A 20,064-nucleotide genomic window follows, 5' to 3' on the forward strand; every position below is an offset into this window, starting at 1 on the left:
GTATAAAGTTCTACGGATGACCTTGGCGCACGACATCTCCGGTAGCGGTCCCACGCTTGTGCTCGTCCATGGCATTGTCCATCGGCGCCAGGCGTGGGATTCGCTTTTGGATCAGTTGACGCCGTATCGGCGCGTCGTCACGGTTGATCTCCCCGGCCACGGGGATTCTGCGCTGCCCGAACTCGGCACTGATGTCATGGGCCAGTTGATCGACGACGTCAGTGAATTCATCACAGAGGTGACACCGACTGGCGAGCGCGCCCACGTCGCCGGCAATTCTCTCGGCGGGTGGATCTCACTCTGCCTTGCGGCACGCGGCGACGTTGCTTCGGCAACGGCGCTCTCGCCGGCCGGATTTTTTGTCAACCATCTGGATCAGGTGCGCGCGATAGGCACGTTCCAGGCACTCCGAAGCACGGCCAAACTCTTCGGCGACGGATTGCCCCGCGCGTTGCAGTACAAGCTGATTCGCTATCCGGCGCTTGCCGCATTCTTTGCGCATCCGAGTCACGTCGACTACTCCGCTGCCCTGGCCGACTGCCGTTCACTTATCTCGAATGAGCTTGTCGATCTAGGGATGGAACTCGATTTTGTGCTGCCGCCGATCGTGAATCCGGCTGTGCCCGTGACAGTTGCGTGGGGCCGACGCGACCTGATCCTGCCGGTCTATCAGGCCCAGCGCGTGAAAAAGCCCTTCCCGCAAGCAAAACTCATAGTTTTGCCTGGGGTAGGGCATGTTCCGATGACCGACTCACCCGAGCTGATCAGCTCGATTCTGCTGGCCGGCAGTGAGTTGCGGCGTTAGACGGCTCCGCCGGCAACTGCGGGTGCTCCCGAAGAATCGCCAACGACGCTCATTTCACGAGACACAAAATCCTCGATGTCGAACAGGTTGGCGCCCGCACGATCCGCAATGGTGAGAAGTGTTGTCATGCTCGCAACTTCCTCGACCTGCTCCTTGAGGAACCACTGCATGAACTGCTCACCCAAGTAGTCGCCTTCCTCACGAGCGGTGCTCGCGAGCTGAACGATCTGCTCGGTGACGGACTTCTCCTGGGTGAGTGCAAGCGCAATGGCTTCCCGGACATCCTTGAAGTCGGACTTGGCGCCGTCGACACCCGTGAGTTCGACGTTGATGCTGCGATCGAGGAAGTACTGGACGATCATCATCGCGTGATTGCGCTCTTCAACGGCCTGCTTGTAGAAGTGCTTGGCAAGCTGCGGAAGATCGGCGTAGTCGAAATAAACAGCAGTTGCCGTGTACTGGTGCGAGGCGTTGAATTCGTTGCGAATCTGGTCTCGGAGGAGCGCATGGAATTTAGTCATGTGTGTGTCACCAGAAGTCATGAACCCCAAGATAGTGCAGGTCAGGGGCACTGTCATCCCAGTGCAGCCTTATTGTGGTAAGCGTTTCCAAACTAATGGAAACCTAATTATTCAAGCCCCGGCACCCGCAATTTTCGGAGCAGTGGCGTCGGCTGCGGGCGGATTGTTCATCTCGCGCGCCACAAAGTTTTCCAAGTGGAAAAGATTGTTTCCTGCCCGATCCACGATCGACAACAACGTGGTCATACTCGCGACTTCCTCAACCTGTTCCTTGAGGAACCACTGCATGAACTGCTCACCCAGATAGTCTCCGGTGTCACGAGCAGTGCGAGCCAGACGCGTGATCTGAGCCGTGACGGTGTGCTCCTGCTCGAGCGCCAATTCCACAGGTCCGCGCACATTTTCGAACTTCGTGACAACCTCGCCGACTCCGGGAATCTCGACGTCGAGATCGTTGTCCAGCAAGTACTGGATCATCATCATGGCGTGGGAGCGTTCCTCGCCCGCCTGGTTGTAGAAACGCGTCGCCATTTGCGGAAGATCATGCGAATCGAAGTACACGGCCACCGCGACGTACTGCTGAGACGCCGTGAACTCGTTCCGGATCTGCTCACGCAGAAGAAGGGTGAATTCGCTCGAGTTCTTCGCCTGTGTCATGTCTCCAGGTTACTGCGTGCAGGCCGCCGTCCGGGATCTACGTTGCTCAGCCGGGTGTGACCAATTCCGCAGGAATCTGCTGATCATTGGCGAGCGCGTCGAAGAATTGTGATGCCTTGGTCTTGTCCCACAGCAGAACGTCACCCGAGCCGTCGACGTAATCGAATCCGCCGACGGGAACCGTTGTGGTTGTCATGCCGCCGCGCAAAGCCCACGCGAGTGACGCCAGATTCCAGATGTGGTCACCGTTGTCGACCTGAAGCGACTTTGCCGTGTCGGTGGCGAGGGACCACAACCGGAACGGATTGAGGAACGTCGTAGGACTGGTGGCCTTCGACAGCAGAGCCGACATGAACTTGCGCTGATTGTTCATGCGATCAAGATCGGCCATCGCCGTTGCGCGGGTACGCACAAATCCGAGCGCCTCCGAGCCTGTCAGGTCCTGACACCCGGCAGGCAAGTTGATACCGGCAAGGGGATCGTCGATCGGAGAATCCAGGCACACGTTGACCCCACCGACAGCATCGACGATTCCCGCAAAACCGCTGAATCCGATTTCGGCGTAGTGGTCGATCCGCAAACCCGTTGCTTCCTCGACGGTCTGCACCAGCAACGGCGCTCCGCCCCACGCGAATGCGGCATTGATCTTGTCGGAACCCTCACCCGGAATCGGAACATACGAGTCACGCGGAATGCTGACCATCGTGGTCTTACCACTCTTGGGCACATGGACCAGCATGATCGTGTCCGTGCGCTTGGGTCCGGTATCGCCACCGGTCGCGAGCGCCTGCTCCTGCTCCGGAGTCAGACCGTCGCGGCTGTCCGAACCCACGATCAACCAGTTCGTGCCAGGTGTATCCGCGACGCGGCCGGCGTAGTCGGGAAGTGCGTCGATCCGATTCAGTGAATTGTCGACGTAGAAAATCGCGCCGACAAACGCGAGAAGCAGCACCAGCAACGTGATGCCGATGCGCTTGCCCCAATTCTTGCGTCGACGAGGCGCCGACGGCGGCTGCTGACGCGGCGGTGGCTGGCGGGGTGGCTGATTCGGCGGCGTCCTCCGCGGGGGTGGCGGGGGAGCTTGACGGTATTGCTGCGCTTGCCGATCCTGCTGTGCTTGCCGGTTCTGCTGGGGGTCCCGGTACGGCTGTGGTTGCTGCGGCGGGGCCCAGTTGTTGCGGTTTTGGGGTGGCGGGGTCTGCGACCACGCCCGGTTCTGGGGTGGCTGGTTCTGGGGTGGCCGGCCGTCACGGCGAATGACCTGAGTGCCCTCGGGCGGGCGCTGTCCCTCGGGCGGACGCGGCGGCTGACGCCGCGGCGGCGGACCCTGAGGTGGAGGACCCGGTCGCGGCGGGCGCTGAGGATAGGGAGAGTCGCCGGTCACCAGTTCACGGTACCGGTCACGGCAACCAACCCACATGATCGCGAAGCAGGGCGTAACCGATGAACGCCACCATGTCGATGAGCGCGTGGGCGATGATCAACGGCCACAGGCGTCCCGTTCGCTGCCAGTACCGACCGAAGATCAGACCCATGACGACGTTGCCGACACCACCACCGAAACCTTGGTACAGGTGATAGCTGCCCCGCAGCAGCGACGACGCGAGCAACGACGAGTTCTCGCCCCACCCGAGCAGGCGCAGCCTGCTGATCAGATACGCGACAACAAGAACTTCTTCGGCACTCGAGTTCGCGATCGCCGAGAGAATCAGAATCGGGACGCGCCACCAGTGATCGTCGAGGGCACTCGCCTGGACGGTGAGATTGATGTTCAACGCCTGCGCCGCGAGATAGAACAGCAGTCCGGGAAGGCCGATCAAGGCGGCAAGGCCAAAGCCGGGCGCGATGTCGCGTCGTAGCTTCGGTTTGGGAGGAAGGCCGGCCGCGGTCGGGCCGATACCCGCCCGCCAGAGCAAGTACAGGCCGAGTGCAGCCCACGCGAACAGTCTTGTCACACTCAGCAATTGACGAGCGAGGTCGATCCAGTCGATCGCTGCCTGCGACGGATTGAGCGCCACCGTCTGATCGGACAATGCGACGGGCGTCGCGAGGGATTCGAGGAGCGACAAGACGCCGGAAAGGCCACTGAGGCCGAAGGTGACCAGCAGGACGATCGTGATCTCGATCCGCACACCGCGACGTTCGGACGCATCGAGAGCAGGTCCGGCGGGAGCGGGTGGGTTCAACCACGAGCGGACGGTTTGGCGGGCATTCACCCGCGCAACGCTATCCGTTGGCGGCGCCGCCTGTGACATGTGAACCGCCGGGGCGCAGGCCGTTGAGGAACGGGCAGCCGACCAGGATGCGGATTGCGCGGGACAGCGAGATGGCGTCGTCGACGGGGTTGGCAAACGGCATCCAGACGTCCCGGTCGCCTGCGTGGTCCTCGATGCGCAGACGCAGTCCGTACCGGTCGATTCCGAGGGGGCGTACCCGTCCGGTGCGCAGGTATGAGGGCAGTTTGCGTGTGAGCATGTCCACAAGGTCGCTGTGATCTTCGTCGAGGTGCTGCAACCACGCCGTTTCCATTTCGCAGAACGGATCGGGGTGAGCGGCGAGCAGGTCTTCCACGGCGACGGGTTCGGCTCCGGACGAGTCTGCGACAACGGCCGACGCGAGGCTCAACCGGAGTAGCACCGAGGTGTGACCGAGGTCGAGGAGTGCGGGGTGCGGGTGTTCTGCGGCGACGTCGTCGGCCAGTACCCGCGATTCGTAGTCCGGCACCGCGTGCAGTGTGCCGCGCAGCCAGACGAGTGAGCGGACAGGTTCGCGCAGGGCCAGCGGCGCGTGATCGGTGAGCTCCAGTACTGCAGGTAGGCCGCCGTTTCCGGCGCTCCAGGCAAGTGCTGTTGCAGCCGAGCCGGAGGGCACGGCCACAACGATGTCGCCGTTGGATCGCAGGTGGTGCACCGATGTGACGGTCGGTTCGCTGCCTTCGATCGCGAGAACCGCATCCTGGGCTCGGGCGCAGGCGCTACGTACTCGTTCGGCGGTGGATGGACCGGTGCTCGTTTTCGTAGCCATGCTGCCCCCTCGGTGGGTGTTTCCGGTTACCCCACCGGCTGATGAGGTAACCCTAACCTAAGCTGCTGTGGTGTGAATCGCAAGACTTTTGCGCAACTCGCCTGAAATCCCCGACCACGCCCGCCACTACGGTGGAGCGGTGGCCATACCTCTTTCTCTCGGGTTGCCCCCGAAAAGTTCCCGTGGACTGCTCGACGGACTCCTCCTCGGCGCCCCTGGCGAACCCCGCGTTGTTCCCGCATCGGCGCTGCTCGGAGCCGAATCCGCTGGACGCGTCGTAGTTCTCCTCGATATCGACCCCGTGCGGTTGCGAGCGGATGCCGGTGCGTCGTACGAAGCGGTGCGCTTTGATCTGGAGTGCACAGCCGAACAGATCGACGACGCCATCGCACTTCGCGTGCCCGCCCCACTCGCGGTGTACGTCGACGGCGGCGACGAGATTCTGTCTCCGGCCGAATCGGCTGCGTTGCTCTGTGAAGGAGGACGCATTCCGGGCCTCGATTCAGGGCACTCACCTGCCGAAATCGCCGATTTTCTGGCCGTGCTTGCCCACGAATCGGTGGGATTTGTCGCCCGAGCGGCCAACTCCGACGAGGTGATCGGATTACTGTGCGGAACCATGGCGGCCCTGCGCGGCGACGACGCCCGCGCTGCGATCCTCGACCCGCAGCCGGCAAAACTGGCCGCGCTGATCCCAGAAGCCCAGTCCGCGTTGCGCGAGGTTCTCCTCACGATCGAAGTATCCGACCCGACTTCGGTGGAAACGGCACTACGTTCGGCAGGTTTGAGCTGATCGTTGCGTAACCTTTGAGGCGTGCCAAAAATCGCGTATTTCGGTCCGTCGGGAACCTTCACGGAGATAGCGCTCGCCCAGTTCGAGGCAGAGGGCGCATTCGACGAGCTGGTCGAACGGGTGCCTGCCGGTAGCCCACCCTCGACGCTCGACCTGGTTCGTGACGGCGTTGTCGACGGCGCCGTGGTGCCGTTCGAGAACTCGGTGGAAGGCGGTGTCGCGCCGACGCTGGACTCACTCGCCTTGGGTTCGCCGCTGCAGATCGTGGCCGAGACCGAGATCGAGGTGAGCTTTTCCATCCTCGTTCGCGACGGCATCAGTGCGGATCAGGTGCGCACCATCGGTGCCTACCCGCACGCGAGCGCCCAGGTACGGGGATGGATCGCGGCCAATCTCCCGAACGCGGAAGTTGTGATCTCCTCGTCCAATGCCGGTGCCGCGCTGGACGTGCAGGCGGGAACCGTCGACGCCGGTGTGTCCACGGCCTTGGCCGGCCAGATGCTCGGATTGTCAAGCCTTGCAGACAATGTCGCCGACGTGGGCGGCGCGGTGACGCGCTTCGTGCTGGTCACCAAACCTGCGCCGGTACCGGCCAGAACCGGCGCAGACCGCACCGCCTTGGTGCTCCACCTCGACAACGCTCCCGGATCGCTGGTCCAGGCTCTCTCCGAATTTGCCGCTCGTGGAATCGATTTGACGCGAATCGAATCGCGTCCGATGCGCACGGAGCTGGGAACCTACCGATTCTTCGTCGACTGTGTCGGGCACGTCGAGGACTCCCTGGTGGCCGAAGCGATGCGCGCGTTGTACCGAAAATCCGGAGTTCGCTTCCTGGGGTCGTGGGCGACCGCGAATTCAACAGGGCCACAGCCTCCTTCGGATGAAAAAGCGATCGCGTGGATCGAAGACCTCAAGCGCGGAGAGGGAGAACGATGACCGGCAGGCTCATTCTCGTTCGGCACGGCCAGACCGAAGCCAACGTAGCCAAGCGGCTCGACACAGCGTTGCCCGGAGCCAAACTCACCCCGGAAGGGCTGGCGCAGGCCGAAGTTCTGGGCAAGGGTCTGGCCGCCGCACCGCCACTCGCCTTGGTGTCGTCCTTGGCGTTGCGAGCAAGGCAGACAGCGGGATTCGTCGAACAGGCCGCCGGTGTCTCGCTGGACGTGCGAGACGGTTTGCATGAAGTGCAGGCAGGTGACCTGGAAGATCGCACCGACGAAGACGCGCACCGTCTGTTTGTCGAAACCTTCCATCACTGGCACACCGGCAACCTCGGTATGCGTATACCCGGTGGCGAAACCGGTTACGACGTCTTGGAACGGTATATCCCCGTGGTCAACTCACTGCGTGACGAGTTCCTCGAAGGGTCGTCGCGCGCCGGCGATATCGTTGTCGTGAGCCACGGCGCCGCCATCAGGCTGGTCGCAGCTCAGCTCGCGGGCATCCCGGGACTGTTCGCGGCGAACAATCACCTCGCGAACACCGAAAGCGTCGAACTCCTGCCGCGAGCCGACGGCGGTTGGGAGTGCTTGCGCTGGGGAACGGTGAACCCACCGTTCGAGCACCGGCTCATTCCGGGCGCCGACGACGTGATGGGCTGACGCTCCAGCTCACCACCAAGTTGTCGCTGATCCCAACTGACGGCCGAGTTCCGGCGTCAAGGTTCGGACGTAGCTTGCCGTGAGGTGGTGGGAATCGTGGTACACCAACACATTTCCCTCCGTCACGCGGCACAGGTCGGGGCCGCAGACACCATCGCTCAGATCCAGTAGCGCTACGTTGGAGAGTTCCGCAATTGCCTCCCACGCCGGGTTGATGTCGCTGAGCATGTCTGCCCGCGGCAAGGCGCAATGATCCGCTGAGGTAGCGGTTGCCAGGCAGTCGATGGCGCGATACGGAACGCCGTCGTGGTGCAGCCATGGAGTATCGCGGATCGCGAGAACCTGAACGCCGCTCTGCTCCAGCTCGTGCCACACCTCGACGTAGGATTCGGGCGTCACGTCGCCGGGACCGTCCGGGCTGGGCCGGCTGGCGGTCGTGAACACGAAATCGGGTGTGGTTGCGGCAAGTCGGTCGATGACCGCGCTCGACCACGGCGCGCAATCCGGTACGTCGCTGACGGCGGGGCTCTCTCCCGCGACCAGCGGACAACCCATCTTCAGATACGTGTCGACCCGAAATCCATTGCTGCGGCCCAGTTCGTCGAGTGCGGTGATCCAGTGCTCGGAATGGGATCCCCCGGCCAGGGCGATCGTGCGGTCTGCGTTCACGTCGCCGTACGTGCAGGTCACGATGTCGATCTGCTGGAAATCCGAGATACAGCCGTCGAGCGTGGTTATCGGAAGATCCAGTGGTGCGTCGAAAATGGACGGAACCATCGACGCTTCCGGGACCGAGACGCCGTCGGTCAACGTCAAGGCGCCCGGGTGCGTTGGGATGTCGAGAGTATCGGCTGCGCGCTGACCCGTGCTCTGACTTCCCACGTAGGCCTGCCAACCGAACATTCCGGTGACGATGACCGCCGCACCGACGACGGAGGCCAGCAGGATCGGCCTCCGTGCCGGAGCATCGCGCTCGATCGGTACCTCGACCGCCATCCGCAAGCCGTAGGCCATCGCGAGCGATACGGCGATGATCAACGTCCCGCCCACAAATCCGGCTTCCGGGCGCCCGGTGACAACGAGAGCGAACACCAGGATCGGCCAGTGGACCAGGTACAGCGCAAAGGCGAAGGAGCCAAGCTGCGAGAGAACGGGGTGCGCGAGAACCTGTGCGGTCCAAGTCTTGTTTCCCGCGCCGCTGACTATCAGTGCGATGGCCGCGAGAGTGGGGACCAGGGTCCACGGTCCCGGGAATTGCTCGGCGCCGTCGAGGAAGAACCCACACAGCAGAATCGACGCCAGTCCAGCGATGCCGAGAGCTGTTCTGAGCGCAAGCGGCCAGGCCCCGACCCGCGTGATATTCCAGCGTGTCAGCATCAACGCCGCGAGTGCGCCCACAGACGGCTCCCACAACCGGGCTGCGGAATCGTAGTAGTTCCAGGCTTGATCGTGGCCCGACATCACTGCGGCGTAGGTAAACGACGCAACAGCAAACGCGCCGAACACCAGCGTCAGTGTTGGCCGCAGAAGCTCTGGGCGAGTGCGTGATACGCACGACGCGACCACCAGCACGACGGCGATGGCCACGAGATAGAACTGACCCTGCACAGCCATCGACCACAGATGTTGGAGTGGAGACACCGAACCGTCGGCCGCCAGATAATCGCTCGACGTAAGTGCAAGCTGCCAATTCTGGAAGAAACCGAGAACAGCAGTCAGCTCGTCGGCGAGGCCGGCCCATCGGGTGCGAGGCAACAGCACCAAGGCCGCCGCCGCGGTCAGGAGCGTCACCGCCGCAATCGGCGGGAACAGTCTGACGAATACCCGTTTGAACGCCGGCAGGGGATTGAGCGAGCCACCGGCCTCGGCGCGGCGAACCAGCGAACCGACAAAGAAGTAGCCGGACAGAACCAAGAAGACGTCGACCCCGCCGGACACCTTGCCGAACCACACATGGAAGACCACCACCAAGGCGATAGCGAGTCCCCGAAGCCCGTTGAGGTCTTCGCGGTACTGCCGTGTTCTCGGTTTGTGCGGTGACTCGACGGTGGTGGCGGGGGTGGTCAAAGGCATGCTGGGTGAAGGCTCCGGGCGTCTAGGGGATCGCCCTAGGTTACCGGGAGACGGCACCAGGCGATTCGGACAGCAGTTCTACCAGCGAATTCACCGCCTGTCGGAGCCGTTGGGGTGTTCCGGAACTGATCGAGCTCCACTGTGTACCGTCGGCCGACGTGCTTGACGACGCGACAATGCGGCCATGCGCGGTGTTGAAGACCGACACCACTCCTGCGGGGAGCTTCTCGATGCCGACGCCCCGCGGGACGGCAACAATTTCCGTGAAGGACGTGGAGGTGACCATCGCACTGCCGAGCTGGCCGGCCTCGACGGGTGGTACCCCGGCTTGGGTCAGAGCGTCGGCGACAGTGTCTGCGTCGGGTCCGGCGTTCAGTGCGGCGCTCAGCATGTCGGTGGGTGCGTTGATCACGGCAATCGGCATGGGTTCCGACGGGCCGAGTGCGCGCACCACCGCATCTGCCGGATTCACGACTTTGTGAAGTGTGTAGATTTTGGTTGCTTCGTTGAAAGATGCTTCCACGCACAGTGATTCGTCGGCGGCAACGCACACCCGGGTCAGTGTTCCCTGGTTGTGGCTGCGCAGTGCAAGTTCCCACGCGGGGCGCGTCAGGGTGCGCAGTGTCGCAGCAATGCCGTGATGGATCTCGCCGCCCAGGAGAAGGTTACGCCCAGCCAAAGATGTTGCTGCACTGCGCATTGCGGCATCGTATTCGGCTACCGAATCCCAGAGTGCTGTGCCGCCGAGTACCACCGGGAGCACGTCGAGGCCGAGGCGCTCGCGGGCGTACTCGATCTCCGTCGACGTCAGATCGACGGAGGGGAAAGCGTCGGTGTCGGTGGCTATTCCGAGATCAAGGGTGCTCACAGGCGCGATTCCAGATCGGCGGCACCGATCACCGAGGTGATGACGGTACGCCCATCGGCAAAATGCTCGAAGTGCTTGAGGTAGTCGGGGGTGTCATGGAATTCGGTGTCGTCGTCATCCGCCGCGGCATGTCGACCACTGGCGACGGGGCCCGTTCCGGAACTCGGCGTAGCGCGGACGGCGTCGGTGCGGACGGCGTCGGAGCGCACACTTTCGGTGCCGACAGCATTGACTACTGTCCCGGACGCCGCGCGGGGCGTGATCTGGTCGGCAGAACTGACCGAAAGCCCTGCGCTGGTCGAATGTGCGCCGACGGGTGTTGTGGCGGCCGCTGCGGTGGTGGCTGTCGCATGCCGCCCAGTGCTGTTACCGCCGGTCAGGGCGGTCAACGGTGAACTCAGGAATGATGTTGCACCCGCGCCCAGCCCACCGGCTAACCCACCGCCCGCACCGACCGCCGCCGATACGGCACCAGCCGCAGCGGTGGCCGTGGTTGCGGCTGCTGTTGCTGCAGTGGTGGCGGCGTTGGATCCGGCGAGTACGGTACCGAGCTGGGAAGCGGCCGCAGTGACTGCAGGGTTGGAGAGCACCGACGTGATTGCCGCCGCAGCAGTGCGGACCGGCTCGACAAATGCGTTGACGGTCTGTTCGGCGACGCTGACATTCTGCTGGGGGCCTTGGCCGGCAACATCGGACATGGTGATGGACGGCGGCGGCTCGAACTCGTCCCGTACGGCGAGGGGAGCCGTAGCGGAATCGTAGGTTTCCATGGCCGCCGCTGCCCGGAGCTTGAGCTGCTCTGCAGCCAGTTCGGCCACCGCAGCCGATCCGGTGAGGGCACCGCCGAGGGTGTACGCGGCCAGCTTGGCTGTTTCGACGGCAGCGATTTCCGGTAACGACGGCATGGCGATAGCCGCGACGGTGTACGTCGCCGACTGAACCTGTGCTTTGCCGCCGGTCTTCTGGGCGAGCATGGAAGACCGTGCTGCCCACTCCTCGAACGGCTTGAACTTGGCGAGTGCGGCATCGGCGGCGTCGCCCGTCCAGCCGGTTCGTAGATTTGCCATTACTCGGCTGACCGTCGACGCAGTGTCTCCGAGTCCGGCGGATACTGCCGTCCAGGCTCCGCCCGCGACGCTGAGAGGTACCGGGCCCGCGCCGGCGATCAACGCAGCCGAATTGGGCGCTGCGCCGCGTGGATACCAGATGACGCCGGTGATGCCGACCATTGTTCTTCCCCCAGAAGCGAATATGTGCGAAGTAGTGACGTGTCTGCGGACGAGAATCAGAGTGGAGCCGAAGCCAGATCCGCCTGCGTCCGGTTGTCCTCGAATTCATAGGCGGCGGCGTAGCGGCGCAGTGCGGCGGCCGCGTTTTCGAGTTCGGCAACAGCGCGGTCGGCTGACGATGCCAAGCTTTCGGACGTCGCATTGAAACTGCTCGCGGCGCTGGTGGACACTTCGTCGGAGCCGGACGGCAGGACTTGCCGGGCGGGTCTTGTGGACGCGACGACTCCGCGCAGCCGTGCGGCCCCGGCTTCGAGTTCGAGGGCAGCGGTAATCAGTGCGTGAGGATCGACGTGCATGTGCCGAACTCCTAGGTGACCAGTGCGAATGATGGGCGAGGATCATCATCCGTCGCCCTACAGACGCCGAACGTCAAACTCCCCGCACCTACTTTGATGCGCGCCGGGAGCTGTCGGTTCCCTCGAAATCGGACTGGTTTCTCAACCCCACCCGAGTTCGTGCAGACGGTCCTCTTCGATTCCGAAGTAGTGGGCGATCTCGTGGATGACCGTGACCGCAACCTCGTGCACGACCTCTTCTTCGGACTCGCAGATGTCGAGGATCGCGTCGCGGTAGATGGTCACCGTGTCCGGCAGGTATCCGCCGTACTGAGAATCGCGCTCGGTGAGGGCAATGCCCTGGTACAGCCCGAGAAGTCCCGGTTCCTCGGGGTCACGAGGTTCGACCAGGACAACAACGTTGTCGATGGCCTTTGCCAATTCCGGCGGAATGAGATCGAGTGCCTCGCCGACCAGGTCTTCGAACCGGTCGTCGTTCATGGTTACCGTCATGGCTTACGACGGCGGGGACGCGCCGGGCAACGGTGTCGGCACTGACCGACCTTCCGGTGCTGAGGGCGGCGGGACCGGAGCCGCGCCGTTGATCAGGATTTCACCTTTGGCGCTGCCGGTGATGGCCGCGAACCCGCCGGTGGCGACTTCCGTGCCGACGGAGCAGTTGACGCGTCGGCTGCCGGCCAACCAGCTCTCGAGGGCGATGTTGTCCCAGAACAGGGTCAGTGTCTTGTCGCGCAACGCGTCGGCTGAACCCAGGTACTCGTTGGCAGCCTGCGTGCAGACGCCTTCGAGATAGGCGTCCTGATCCTCGACCGACGGCATGCCTGCGGGGAACTGGGTGCCCAGGTCGATCACCGAGATGACCTCGTATGCGTGGGGGTTCGCGCAATCCACGGGGTCGGTCGGGAGATTCTGGTTGATGCCGATGCAGGTTCCGACGTCCCAGACATTCGACTGGTCCTGATCGGCAACCCTGCCGATGAATGGCAGAAGTTCACCGGTTGTGGTCGAGAACTGCAGACCACAGCGCAGCGAACGGTCGCCAGACGTCCAGGATGATTCACTCGGGAACATCAGTCCGACGCTGAACTTGCCCTTCGGGTCGAACCGCGAGCCGAGGTACGAGTTCACGATCGGAGTGCAGTGCTCGTCGCGCAGTTCTGCGAACCGCAGCGCGCCCGGGTATCGCGATCCGGGGCCGAACTCCGCGCCCGGGAACACCGACAAGTCGAGCGGGCCGGCAACTTCGAATCGATGCTCGGTGTCGCACGAGACGATGGACATGTCGGTGCGATCGCCACCGGATGCCGTCGCAGGCGTCCAGTTCAGGCAATCGCCTGCGCCGGCCGACGTGAAGGCGTTTTCTTCGGCGGACTTGTTGGTGGCCTGAGAGCCGATTCCGCCGACAGTGGCAGCTGGCTTGTCGCCACTGTTCAGGCCGCCGGAAATCGCGATTGTCGCAATGGCGGCAACAACCGCGCCCACCGCAACAGCAGCCAGAACGCGTCTGGTGCGGTGCGCTGAGACGGTTTTCTTCCCCGACGCGCCCGTCGGGCCCGCCGGATCGGACGGCTTCTCGATCTTGTCTTCAGGCATCGATCCCATCATGCCTGTTTTCCATGCCGTACCGAACCTTCACGGCAAAACGTTTACGTCCGAAGCAGGTATTTTATGGACTATGACCGAAGAATCCGGGCTCGAACCCGAAGCCGTCGAACTTGCCGGGCGCCTCTTCGACATGGCGCGGACCGGCGACGCGGCGTCTCTGGCGTCGTACATCGATGCCGGGATTCCGGTGGATCTGACCAACAGCAGCGGCGACACGCTGGTGATGTTGGCCGCATATCACGGCCACGTTGATGCCGTCGTTGCTCTGATCGAGCGCGACGCAGACGTCAATCGGGCCAACGACAAGAACCAGACACCCCTTGCCGGTGCCGTCTTCAAGGGTGAGGACGCCGTCGTAAAAGCACTGGTGAGCGGGGGAGCCGACCCGCGCGGCGGGCATCCGAGCGCTATCGACGCGGCCCGGATGTTCGGACGCGAGGACTATCTTTCCCTCCTCGAATCCTGAGCGTCGCCCGGAGCGGCCGCGGACGTGACCGTTGGCTACCTGGGGTGAGTGGGTAAAGTTCCTAGTCGTGATTGACCTCAAGTTCCTCCGCGAGAATCCCGAAATCGTCCGCGAGTCGCAGCGCACCCGTGGAGAAGATCCCGGACTGGTCGACGCTCTGCTCGAAGCCGACGCGTCCCGACGCGCCGCTGTGCTGACCGGAGACAACCTCCGCGCCGAGCAGAAGGCGTTCGGCAAGAAGGTCGGTCAGGCATCTCCGGAGGAGCGTCCCGCACTGCTCGCGGGGTCCAAGGAACTTGCGGCCAAGGTCAAGGAAGCCGAAGCCGCGCAGCACGAGGCTCAGGCCGCGCTCGACGCTGCCCATCGCGCGATCTCCAACGTCGTGCAGGAGGGCGCTCCCGCCGGCGGCGAAGACGACTACATCGTCCTCGAGACTGTCGGCGACATTCCTTCGTTCGACTTCGAGCCGAAGGATCACCTCGAGCTCGGTGAATCGCTCAACCTCATCGACATGGAGCGCGGCGCGAAGGTCTCGGGTTCGCGTTTCTACTTCATGACCGGGTACGGCGCGATGCTCCAGCTCGGACTGCTGCAGCTCGCGGCGCAGAAGGCTATCTCCAACGGCTTCACGATGATGATTCCGCCGGTGCTCGTGCGCCCCGAGATCATGGCCGGTACCGGCTTCCTCGGCGCTCACTCCGACGAGATCTACCACCTCGAGGAAGACGACCTCTACCTCGTCGGCACCTCCGAGGTTCCGATGGCCGGTTACCACTCGGGTGAAATTCTCGAGCTGAACGAAGGCCCGAAGCGCTACGCCGGTTGGTCCTCGTGCTTCCGCCGCGAAGCGGGCAGCTACGGCAAGGACACCCGCGGCATCATCCGCGTCCACCAGTTCGACAAGGTCGAAATGTTCACATACTGCCGACCGGAGGACGCCGACGCCGAGCATCAGCGTCTCCTGCGTTGGGAGCGGGACATGTTGGACGCCATGGAGATTCCGTACCGCGTCATCGACGTTGCCGGCGGAGACCTCGGTTCCTCGGCTGCCCGTAAGTTCGACTGCGAGGCATGGGTTCCGACGCAGCAGGCGTACCGCGAGCTGACCTCGACCTCCAACTGCACCACGTTCCAGGCGCGACGGTTGAGCGTTCGGTACCGCGACGAGAACGGCAAGCCGCAGACGGCTGCCACCCTCAACGGAACCCTCGCCACGACGCGCTGGATTGTGTCGATCCTCGAAAACCACCAGCAGGCCGACGGCACCGTTCGCGTGCCGGCAGCACTGGTTCCGTTTGTCGGCACGGATGTGTTGCGCTGACTTCTTCCTAGCTGAAAAGCCGAGGCCGCGACGATTTTGTCGCGGCCTCGGCTGCTTTTTCTGCCCGGCCGGGTGTATTCGGCTTGGGGGTAGTCGTTTCTCACAGAGCGGGGCTGCAGCCGCGCTCTTGTCTATTTCGGCCTTCTTAGCTCATCCAAGACGGTGGTCAGCAACATTTTGTTCCTTATTGGACGTCCGTCTTACCAAAACTGATACAGGTAGCAGTTTTCTAGCTACTCTGTGATTCAACTTTTGATCAACAGTTCCTAACCAAAATGTCGGCTCGCTGGGTGGGCTTCCCTTCTGCTGCGCAAAGCAGATTCGGATTGGCTCAACTGCTGCTGTGGCACTGGCTGCGGCGGTTGTTCCGTCCAGTCAGCGCATCGCAAGAGAGGGCTCGAAGCACATGAAAGACAAGAAGTTACGTCGGTTGTTAGCCGGCGTCAGCACCGCAGCGATGGCGGTGGGCTTCGCCACGACGTTCGGCGTCATGACGGCGTCCGCTGCGCCCGTGAGCACATCGACGGCGTCAGGCAGTTGGACATTCAACCGAACGATCAGCAACGGTACGCCCGTCCCCGGCGAGACAATTACCGTCACGAACAACATCCGTTGGAACGGTGGTCTCGCTCCGACCATCAGTGCCTTCAAGGACATTCACCCGGACTGCCTCACCTACGTCGTGGATTCGTCAAAAGTCGCCGGAAATGGCGTCGGTACGAGTTCGACCTCCACATCTGTGAGCATGACAGGATCGTGGATCCGCAGCGCCGCCAATCGGAACATCGACTACACGGTCAAGTACACCGTCGGCCAGAACTGTGCCCGCGACGTCGCCCTGATAACGGGCGCCGGCATCAGCGCGAACCAGGGTACGGGCTCTGAAACCGCCAATACGGGTCCGTCGATCACAGTTGCAAAGGCTGCGACGCAGACCACCCTCGCCGTAGCGCCTGCACCGCAGGCCGATCGGGCCTCGACTCTGACGGCCACCGTCACAACAGGTGCCGCCGGCGACGTCGCCTTCTTCAACAACGACAACCCCCTTGGTACCGGCACGATCGCCAACGGCACCGCTACCTACGCGTGGACTCCGTCCGGCGCGGACGCGGGCCAGCCGTACTCGATCACCGCGAAGTACCTCAGCGACGCCACCAACGCAGTATCGACCTCGACCGCGCAGACCGGAACTGTGGCAGCTGCGCCGACCGCCCCTGCGGCGCCGACCGCAGTCACCGTGAACCCGACATCTGTTGTTGTCGGCGGCACTGTGACGGTTTCCGGGACTGCTGAGGCCAATTCGGAGGTCACGGTCATAGCTGGTGAGAAGACGTGCAAGGCTACCGCTGGTGCTGCCGGTGCTTTCAGCTGTGACATCGTCACCAGCGAGGTCGGCACCCTGACCGTGACTGCCGTTGCGGCGAATGCTGTTGGTGTCGGTCCGATCTCAACTCCGGTCACTGTGACCGTCTTGGCTCCGCCTGATGTTGATACGACGCTTGGTTTGACGGTTCCGGCTGCCGCGACGACGGGTGATGCTGTCGATTTGACGGCGACCGTTGCTCCGGCTTCCGCTGTGGGTTCGGTGTCGTTCAAGGTTGGCGGTGTCGAGGTTGGTACTGCTGTGGTGTCGAATGGTGTTGCGACGCTGTCGCACACGTTTGCTGCTGCTGGTGTGCAGTCGGTGACGGCTGATTTCTCGGGTGCTGGTTTTGTGGCGTCGAGTGCGGGCCCGTCGGCGGTGACGGTCTCTGATCCGGCTCCGGTTGACGTTGATACGACGCTGGGTTTGACGGTTCCGGCTGTTGCGACGACGGGTGTTGCTGTTGATTTGACGGCGACGGTTGCTCCGGCTTCTGCGGTGGGTTCGGTGTCGTTCAAGGTTGGTGGTGTCGAGGTTGGTTCTGCATCTGTGTCGAATGGTGTTGCGACTGTGTCGCACACGTTTGCTGCTGCTGGTGTGCAGTCGGTGACGGCTGATTTCTCGGGTGCGGGTTTTGTGGCGTCGAGTGCGGGTCCGTCGACGGTGACGGTCTCTGATCCGGTTCCGGTTGACGTTGATACGACGCTGGGTTTGACGGTTCCGTCTGTTGCGACGACGGATGTTGCTGTTGATTTGACGGCGACGGTTGCTCCGGCTTCCGCTGTGGGTTCGGTGTCGTTCAAGGTTGGCGGTGTCGAGGTTGGTACTGCTGTGGTGTCGAATGGTGTTGCGACGCTGTCGCACACGTTTGCTGCTGCGGGTGTGCAGTCGGTGACGGCGGACTTCTCGGGTGCGGGTTTTGTGGCGTCGAGCGCTGGTCCGTCGACGGTGACGGTGTCTGATGCAGTGGTTGTCGACACGACTTCGACAACCGTGCTCAGTGTTGCCGGTGAAGCGAAGGTCGGTGTGGAACTGGATCTTTCCGCTGCGGTTGCTGGTCAGCCTTCAGGTGATCCGGCTCCGTCAGGCGGCACGGTCGACTTCAAGGTTGACGGTGTCAGCGTTGGTTCGGTTCCGGTAGTCAACGGTGCAGCGATGTTGCCGCATACGTTCAACGCCGTCGGCACGTTGACGGTGACCGCGGTGTACAGCGGTTCCGGTACGTTGGCCGGCTCGACGTCGAATGCGGAGACTGTCAATGTGACTGTTGTAGCGCCGACTGATGTGGATACGACGACAACGTTGAATGTGCCGGCCTCAGGTGTTGTGGGTAAAAGTGTTCAGTTGAAGGCCAATGTGTCTCCGCTGGGCAGCGTTGGCACAGTGCAGTTCTTCGAGGGCAATCTGCCGTTGGGTGCAGCGGTGGACGTGGTCAACGGAGTTGCTGTTCTTGATCACACCTTCGCCACTGCGGGTAATCGTTCGATCACTGCGGTGTTCAGCGGTGGTCCCGGGATGAAGGCGTCGGAATCTACCGGATCGACGATCAACGTCACCGAAGCGGAGACGGAAACCGGTGGATCGGGTTCGCTGGGTAACATCTTCGGCTCGTAGGGCAGAAGATGAACTTTCGTCATCCGTAACATGAAGTGGGGCTGCAGGTCTGACGACCTGCAGCCCCACTTTCGGCTATGTAGCGGTTAGAGCTTGCGGGTGCGCAACTCGTGTCCCTTGGACGTCTTGCAGGCGCCGGTTTCGAGGTCCCACTGCCAGCCGTGCAGGTTGCACGTGAGCTTGTTGCCTTCCACCACACCGAATTTGGTGAGGTCGGCCTTCAGGTGCGGGCAACGACGCTGAATCTCGTAACCGCCCAGCTCGATTGACGCGGTGTCGTCGTGGGCTTCGGAGAACCAGCCGTCGGCGTAGGCGATGCGTTCGTCGGTGAGGCACTTGAAGAATGTGTAGAGGAACTCGTTGTACCCGCCCACTCGCCACGCTTGGAAGCGGGTGGAGAGGAAGATGGTGTTGACCCAGTCGGGTTCGTCGTCGCGCAGGACGGTGCGAACCAACTCGGGTGCGATGCGGAATCCGTAGCGGTACTTGCCTTCACCGTCGATGGGCTCGCGGACGAGTCGCTTCGGGAAGTCGAGGACTACCGTCTCGTCGCCCATGACAAGTCCGACGGGGTAGCCGATGCCGTCGCAGATGACGTCCGACTGCGCCATGATCGGCTCGAACTTCGCCTTGATTGCCTCGAGGAGCGGTTCACCCTCAGCCGGTGCCCACGATGCCTTTTCGGCAGCGAGAACGGGAGCCATCTTCTGGGCCATGTTCTCGATGTACTCGGCCTTGTTCGAGAAGATCTTGTCGACCTCTGCATCCGGAATCGGATGGGACAGAACAGCTTCGCTGCCGTGAATATCGACGACGGAGCCGGGGATCATCAGCAGGCCACCGTTATTGCCATGGATGCGCATCTGCTCGAGGAACACGATCTGATCGGGGAAGATGTTTCCCTCGTCGCCGTGATCGTCGTTGAGGTCGCGCAGAGCGTCGTCGAGGAAAACCGGCGGGCCGGCCGACGGGACGACCCAGGTAGCGTCGACCTGCTCGATGTAGCTACGGCAGCGATCCATGCCGCGCTGACGCTTCTGCTTGCCGAAGTTGCGCTTGGTGCCCTTCGGGATGTCGTACACCATCGGGTACCAGATGGCGCCCGAGTACTGCAGAAGATGGATGTCGATCTTGCCGAACTGCTCGCCGAGAACATCCATGTCGACGGGACGCGCGTCGTTCATGTTGAAGCAGGTGGTCTCGCCGTCGGAAATCACGATGCCGGAGTCGCCGATCGGGCCGTCGGCCGGGGCGCGCAGGGCAATGATCATGATCTCGAGGTCACCCTTGGGGCCCGAGACGGTGTGCTTGACGGAATCCTCGGTTTCGAAGAACTTGTGGAAACCGAGCTTCTCGAGCTCACGCTTGAGGTCCGGGACCGGGTAGTCCGGCAGCAGGACCGTGGCGTCCTTGTTGACATGCTTGCTCAGGTTCTCGGGATCGAAATGATCCTTGTGAAGGTGCGAGACGTACAGGTAATCGCAATTACCGATGGCGTCCCAATCCAACTCCGAGTTATCCGGGAACGGGAACCACGACGCAAAATACGCGGGGTTGACCCACGGATCGCACAGGATCGAGCCTGCGGCCGTCTGAATGTGGAATCCGGCGTGACCGACGCTGGTGACCTGCACTGGTATGCCTCCTGAAAATGTGCTGAGCGACGGTACCAGGGTAGGCCCTCCGCGCGGCGGGTTCGATCAGGCAACCCCTGGGCATCGCGGATAACCCGACGTCACCACCGGAAACACGCGCCCACGCGGTGGGT

19 protein-coding genes are annotated in these 20,064 nt (G+C 62.9%); 7 read left to right on the forward strand and 12 right to left on the reverse strand.

What is annotated here, in order from left to right; translation table 11 throughout:
• Positions 1-16: 16 nt before the first annotated feature.
• Complete coding sequence (locus tag C7T36_RS14550; RefSeq protein WP_045066272.1) at positions 17-805, forward strand: alpha/beta fold hydrolase; 789 nt, start codon at positions 17-19, stop codon at positions 803-805.
• Here the strand turns inward: C7T36_RS14550 and C7T36_RS14555 are convergent.
• The 5 genes from C7T36_RS14555 to C7T36_RS14575 form a co-directional block, all read right to left on the reverse strand.
• Complete coding sequence (locus tag C7T36_RS14555; protein WP_033235246.1) at positions 802-1,347, reverse strand: ferritin; 546 nt, start codon at positions 1,345-1,347, stop codon at positions 802-804. The two genes, C7T36_RS14550 and C7T36_RS14555, sit on opposite strands and share 4 nt — an antisense overlap.
• A gap of 90 nt (positions 1,348-1,437) precedes the next feature.
• On the reverse strand, positions 1,438-1,983 hold the full coding sequence (locus tag C7T36_RS14560) for a ferritin (RefSeq protein ID WP_045066274.1): 546 nt from the start codon (positions 1,981-1,983) through the stop codon (positions 1,438-1,440).
• A 46-nt stretch (positions 1,984-2,029) separates the two neighbouring features.
• A complete protein-coding gene (locus tag C7T36_RS14565) occupies positions 2,030-3,367 on the reverse strand; it encodes an LCP family protein (RefSeq protein ID WP_375128786.1) in 1,338 nt (445 codons plus the stop codon).
• Positions 3,368-3,383: 16 nt separating this feature from the next.
• Positions 3,384-4,238 carry a CPBP family intramembrane glutamic endopeptidase gene (locus tag C7T36_RS14570; RefSeq protein ID WP_045066276.1) on the reverse strand — a complete coding sequence of 285 codons (855 nt, stop codon included), beginning with the start codon at positions 4,236-4,238 and terminating at the stop codon, positions 3,384-3,386.
• Positions 4,210-5,007 (reverse strand): DUF2470 domain-containing protein, encoded by a 798-nt coding sequence (locus tag C7T36_RS14575; RefSeq protein WP_045066279.1) that lies wholly within the window; start codon positions 5,005-5,007, stop codon positions 4,210-4,212. Before C7T36_RS14575 ends, C7T36_RS14570 begins: the two co-directional genes overlap by 29 nt.
• Positions 5,008-5,146: 139 nt before the next feature.
• On the opposite strand from C7T36_RS14575, the gene C7T36_RS14580 reads away from it, so the two are divergent.
• Genes C7T36_RS14580 through C7T36_RS14590 form a run of 3 tightly spaced genes read left to right on the forward strand, consistent with a single transcriptional unit; the run spans position 5,147 to position 7,401 of the window.
• On the forward strand, positions 5,147-5,800 hold the full coding sequence (locus C7T36_RS14580; RefSeq protein ID WP_045066280.1) for a hypothetical protein: 654 nt from the start codon (positions 5,147-5,149) through the stop codon (positions 5,798-5,800).
• 21 nt (positions 5,801-5,821) lie between these two features.
• Positions 5,822-6,736, forward strand: a complete 915-nt coding sequence (pheA, locus tag C7T36_RS14585) for a prephenate dehydratase (RefSeq protein ID WP_045066282.1) — start codon at positions 5,822-5,824, stop codon at positions 6,734-6,736.
• The gene (locus C7T36_RS14590) at positions 6,733-7,401 is read left to right on the forward strand and encodes a histidine phosphatase family protein (protein ID WP_045066285.1); all 669 of its coding nucleotides are present in this window, start codon (positions 6,733-6,735) and stop codon (positions 7,399-7,401) included. Before pheA ends, C7T36_RS14590 begins: the two co-directional genes overlap by 4 nt.
• Positions 7,402-7,410: 9 nt before the next feature.
• Here C7T36_RS14590 and C7T36_RS14595 read toward each other — a convergent pair whose 3' ends face one another.
• From C7T36_RS14595 to C7T36_RS14620, 6 genes are all read right to left on the reverse strand, one after another.
• Positions 7,411-9,474: an acyltransferase family protein gene (locus C7T36_RS14595; RefSeq protein WP_045066287.1), complete on the reverse strand. Its 2,064-nt coding sequence runs from the start codon at positions 9,472-9,474 to the stop codon at positions 7,411-7,413.
• 40 nt (positions 9,475-9,514) lie between these two features.
• Complete coding sequence (locus C7T36_RS14600) at positions 9,515-10,342, reverse strand: ESX secretion-associated protein EspG (protein WP_045066289.1); 828 nt, start codon at positions 10,340-10,342, stop codon at positions 9,515-9,517.
• Positions 10,339-11,571, reverse strand: coding sequence for a PPE domain-containing protein (locus C7T36_RS14605; protein ID WP_045066292.1), 1,233 nt, complete (start codon positions 11,569-11,571; stop codon positions 10,339-10,341). Before C7T36_RS14605 ends, C7T36_RS14600 begins: the two co-directional genes overlap by 4 nt.
• A gap of 56 nt (positions 11,572-11,627) precedes the next feature.
• Complete coding sequence (locus C7T36_RS14610) at positions 11,628-11,927, reverse strand: PE domain-containing protein (protein WP_045066294.1); 300 nt, start codon at positions 11,925-11,927, stop codon at positions 11,628-11,630.
• Positions 11,928-12,068: 141 nt separating this feature from the next.
• Positions 12,069-12,419: a metallopeptidase family protein gene (locus C7T36_RS14615; RefSeq protein WP_033235174.1), complete on the reverse strand. Its 351-nt coding sequence runs from the start codon at positions 12,417-12,419 to the stop codon at positions 12,069-12,071.
• 3 nt (positions 12,420-12,422) lie between these two features.
• Entirely contained in the window at positions 12,423-13,532 is a 1,110-nt protein-coding gene (locus C7T36_RS14620; RefSeq protein ID WP_033235173.1) for a septum formation family protein, read from the reverse strand.
• Positions 13,533-13,602: 70 nt separating this feature from the next.
• On the opposite strand from C7T36_RS14620, the gene C7T36_RS14625 reads away from it, so the two are divergent.
• The 3 genes from C7T36_RS14625 to C7T36_RS14635 all read left to right on the forward strand — a co-directional run bounded on the left by C7T36_RS14625 (position 13,603) and on the right by C7T36_RS14635 (position 18,296).
• Positions 13,603-13,998, forward strand: coding sequence for an ankyrin repeat domain-containing protein (locus tag C7T36_RS14625; protein ID WP_045066295.1), 396 nt, complete (start codon positions 13,603-13,605; stop codon positions 13,996-13,998).
• Positions 13,999-14,065: 67 nt separating this feature from the next.
• On the forward strand, positions 14,066-15,319 hold the full coding sequence (serS, locus tag C7T36_RS14630; protein WP_033235171.1) for a serine--tRNA ligase: 1,254 nt from the start codon (positions 14,066-14,068) through the stop codon (positions 15,317-15,319).
• A 343-nt stretch (positions 15,320-15,662) separates the two neighbouring features.
• The gene (locus C7T36_RS14635; protein WP_052683450.1) at positions 15,663-18,296 is read left to right on the forward strand and encodes an Ig-like domain-containing protein; all 2,634 of its coding nucleotides are present in this window, start codon (positions 15,663-15,665) and stop codon (positions 18,294-18,296) included.
• Between the two features lie 86 nt (positions 18,297-18,382).
• Here C7T36_RS14635 and C7T36_RS14640 read toward each other — a convergent pair whose 3' ends face one another.
• The gene (locus C7T36_RS14640; RefSeq protein WP_045066296.1) at positions 18,383-19,930 is read right to left on the reverse strand and encodes an MBL fold metallo-hydrolase; all 1,548 of its coding nucleotides are present in this window, start codon (positions 19,928-19,930) and stop codon (positions 18,383-18,385) included.
• Positions 19,931-20,064 lie beyond the last annotated feature (134 nt).

The sequence above is a fragment of the Rhodococcus sp. AD45-ID genome (genome assembly GCF_003023755.1).
GTDB lineage: Bacteria > Actinomycetota > Actinomycetes > Mycobacteriales > Mycobacteriaceae > Rhodococcus_F > Rhodococcus_F globerula.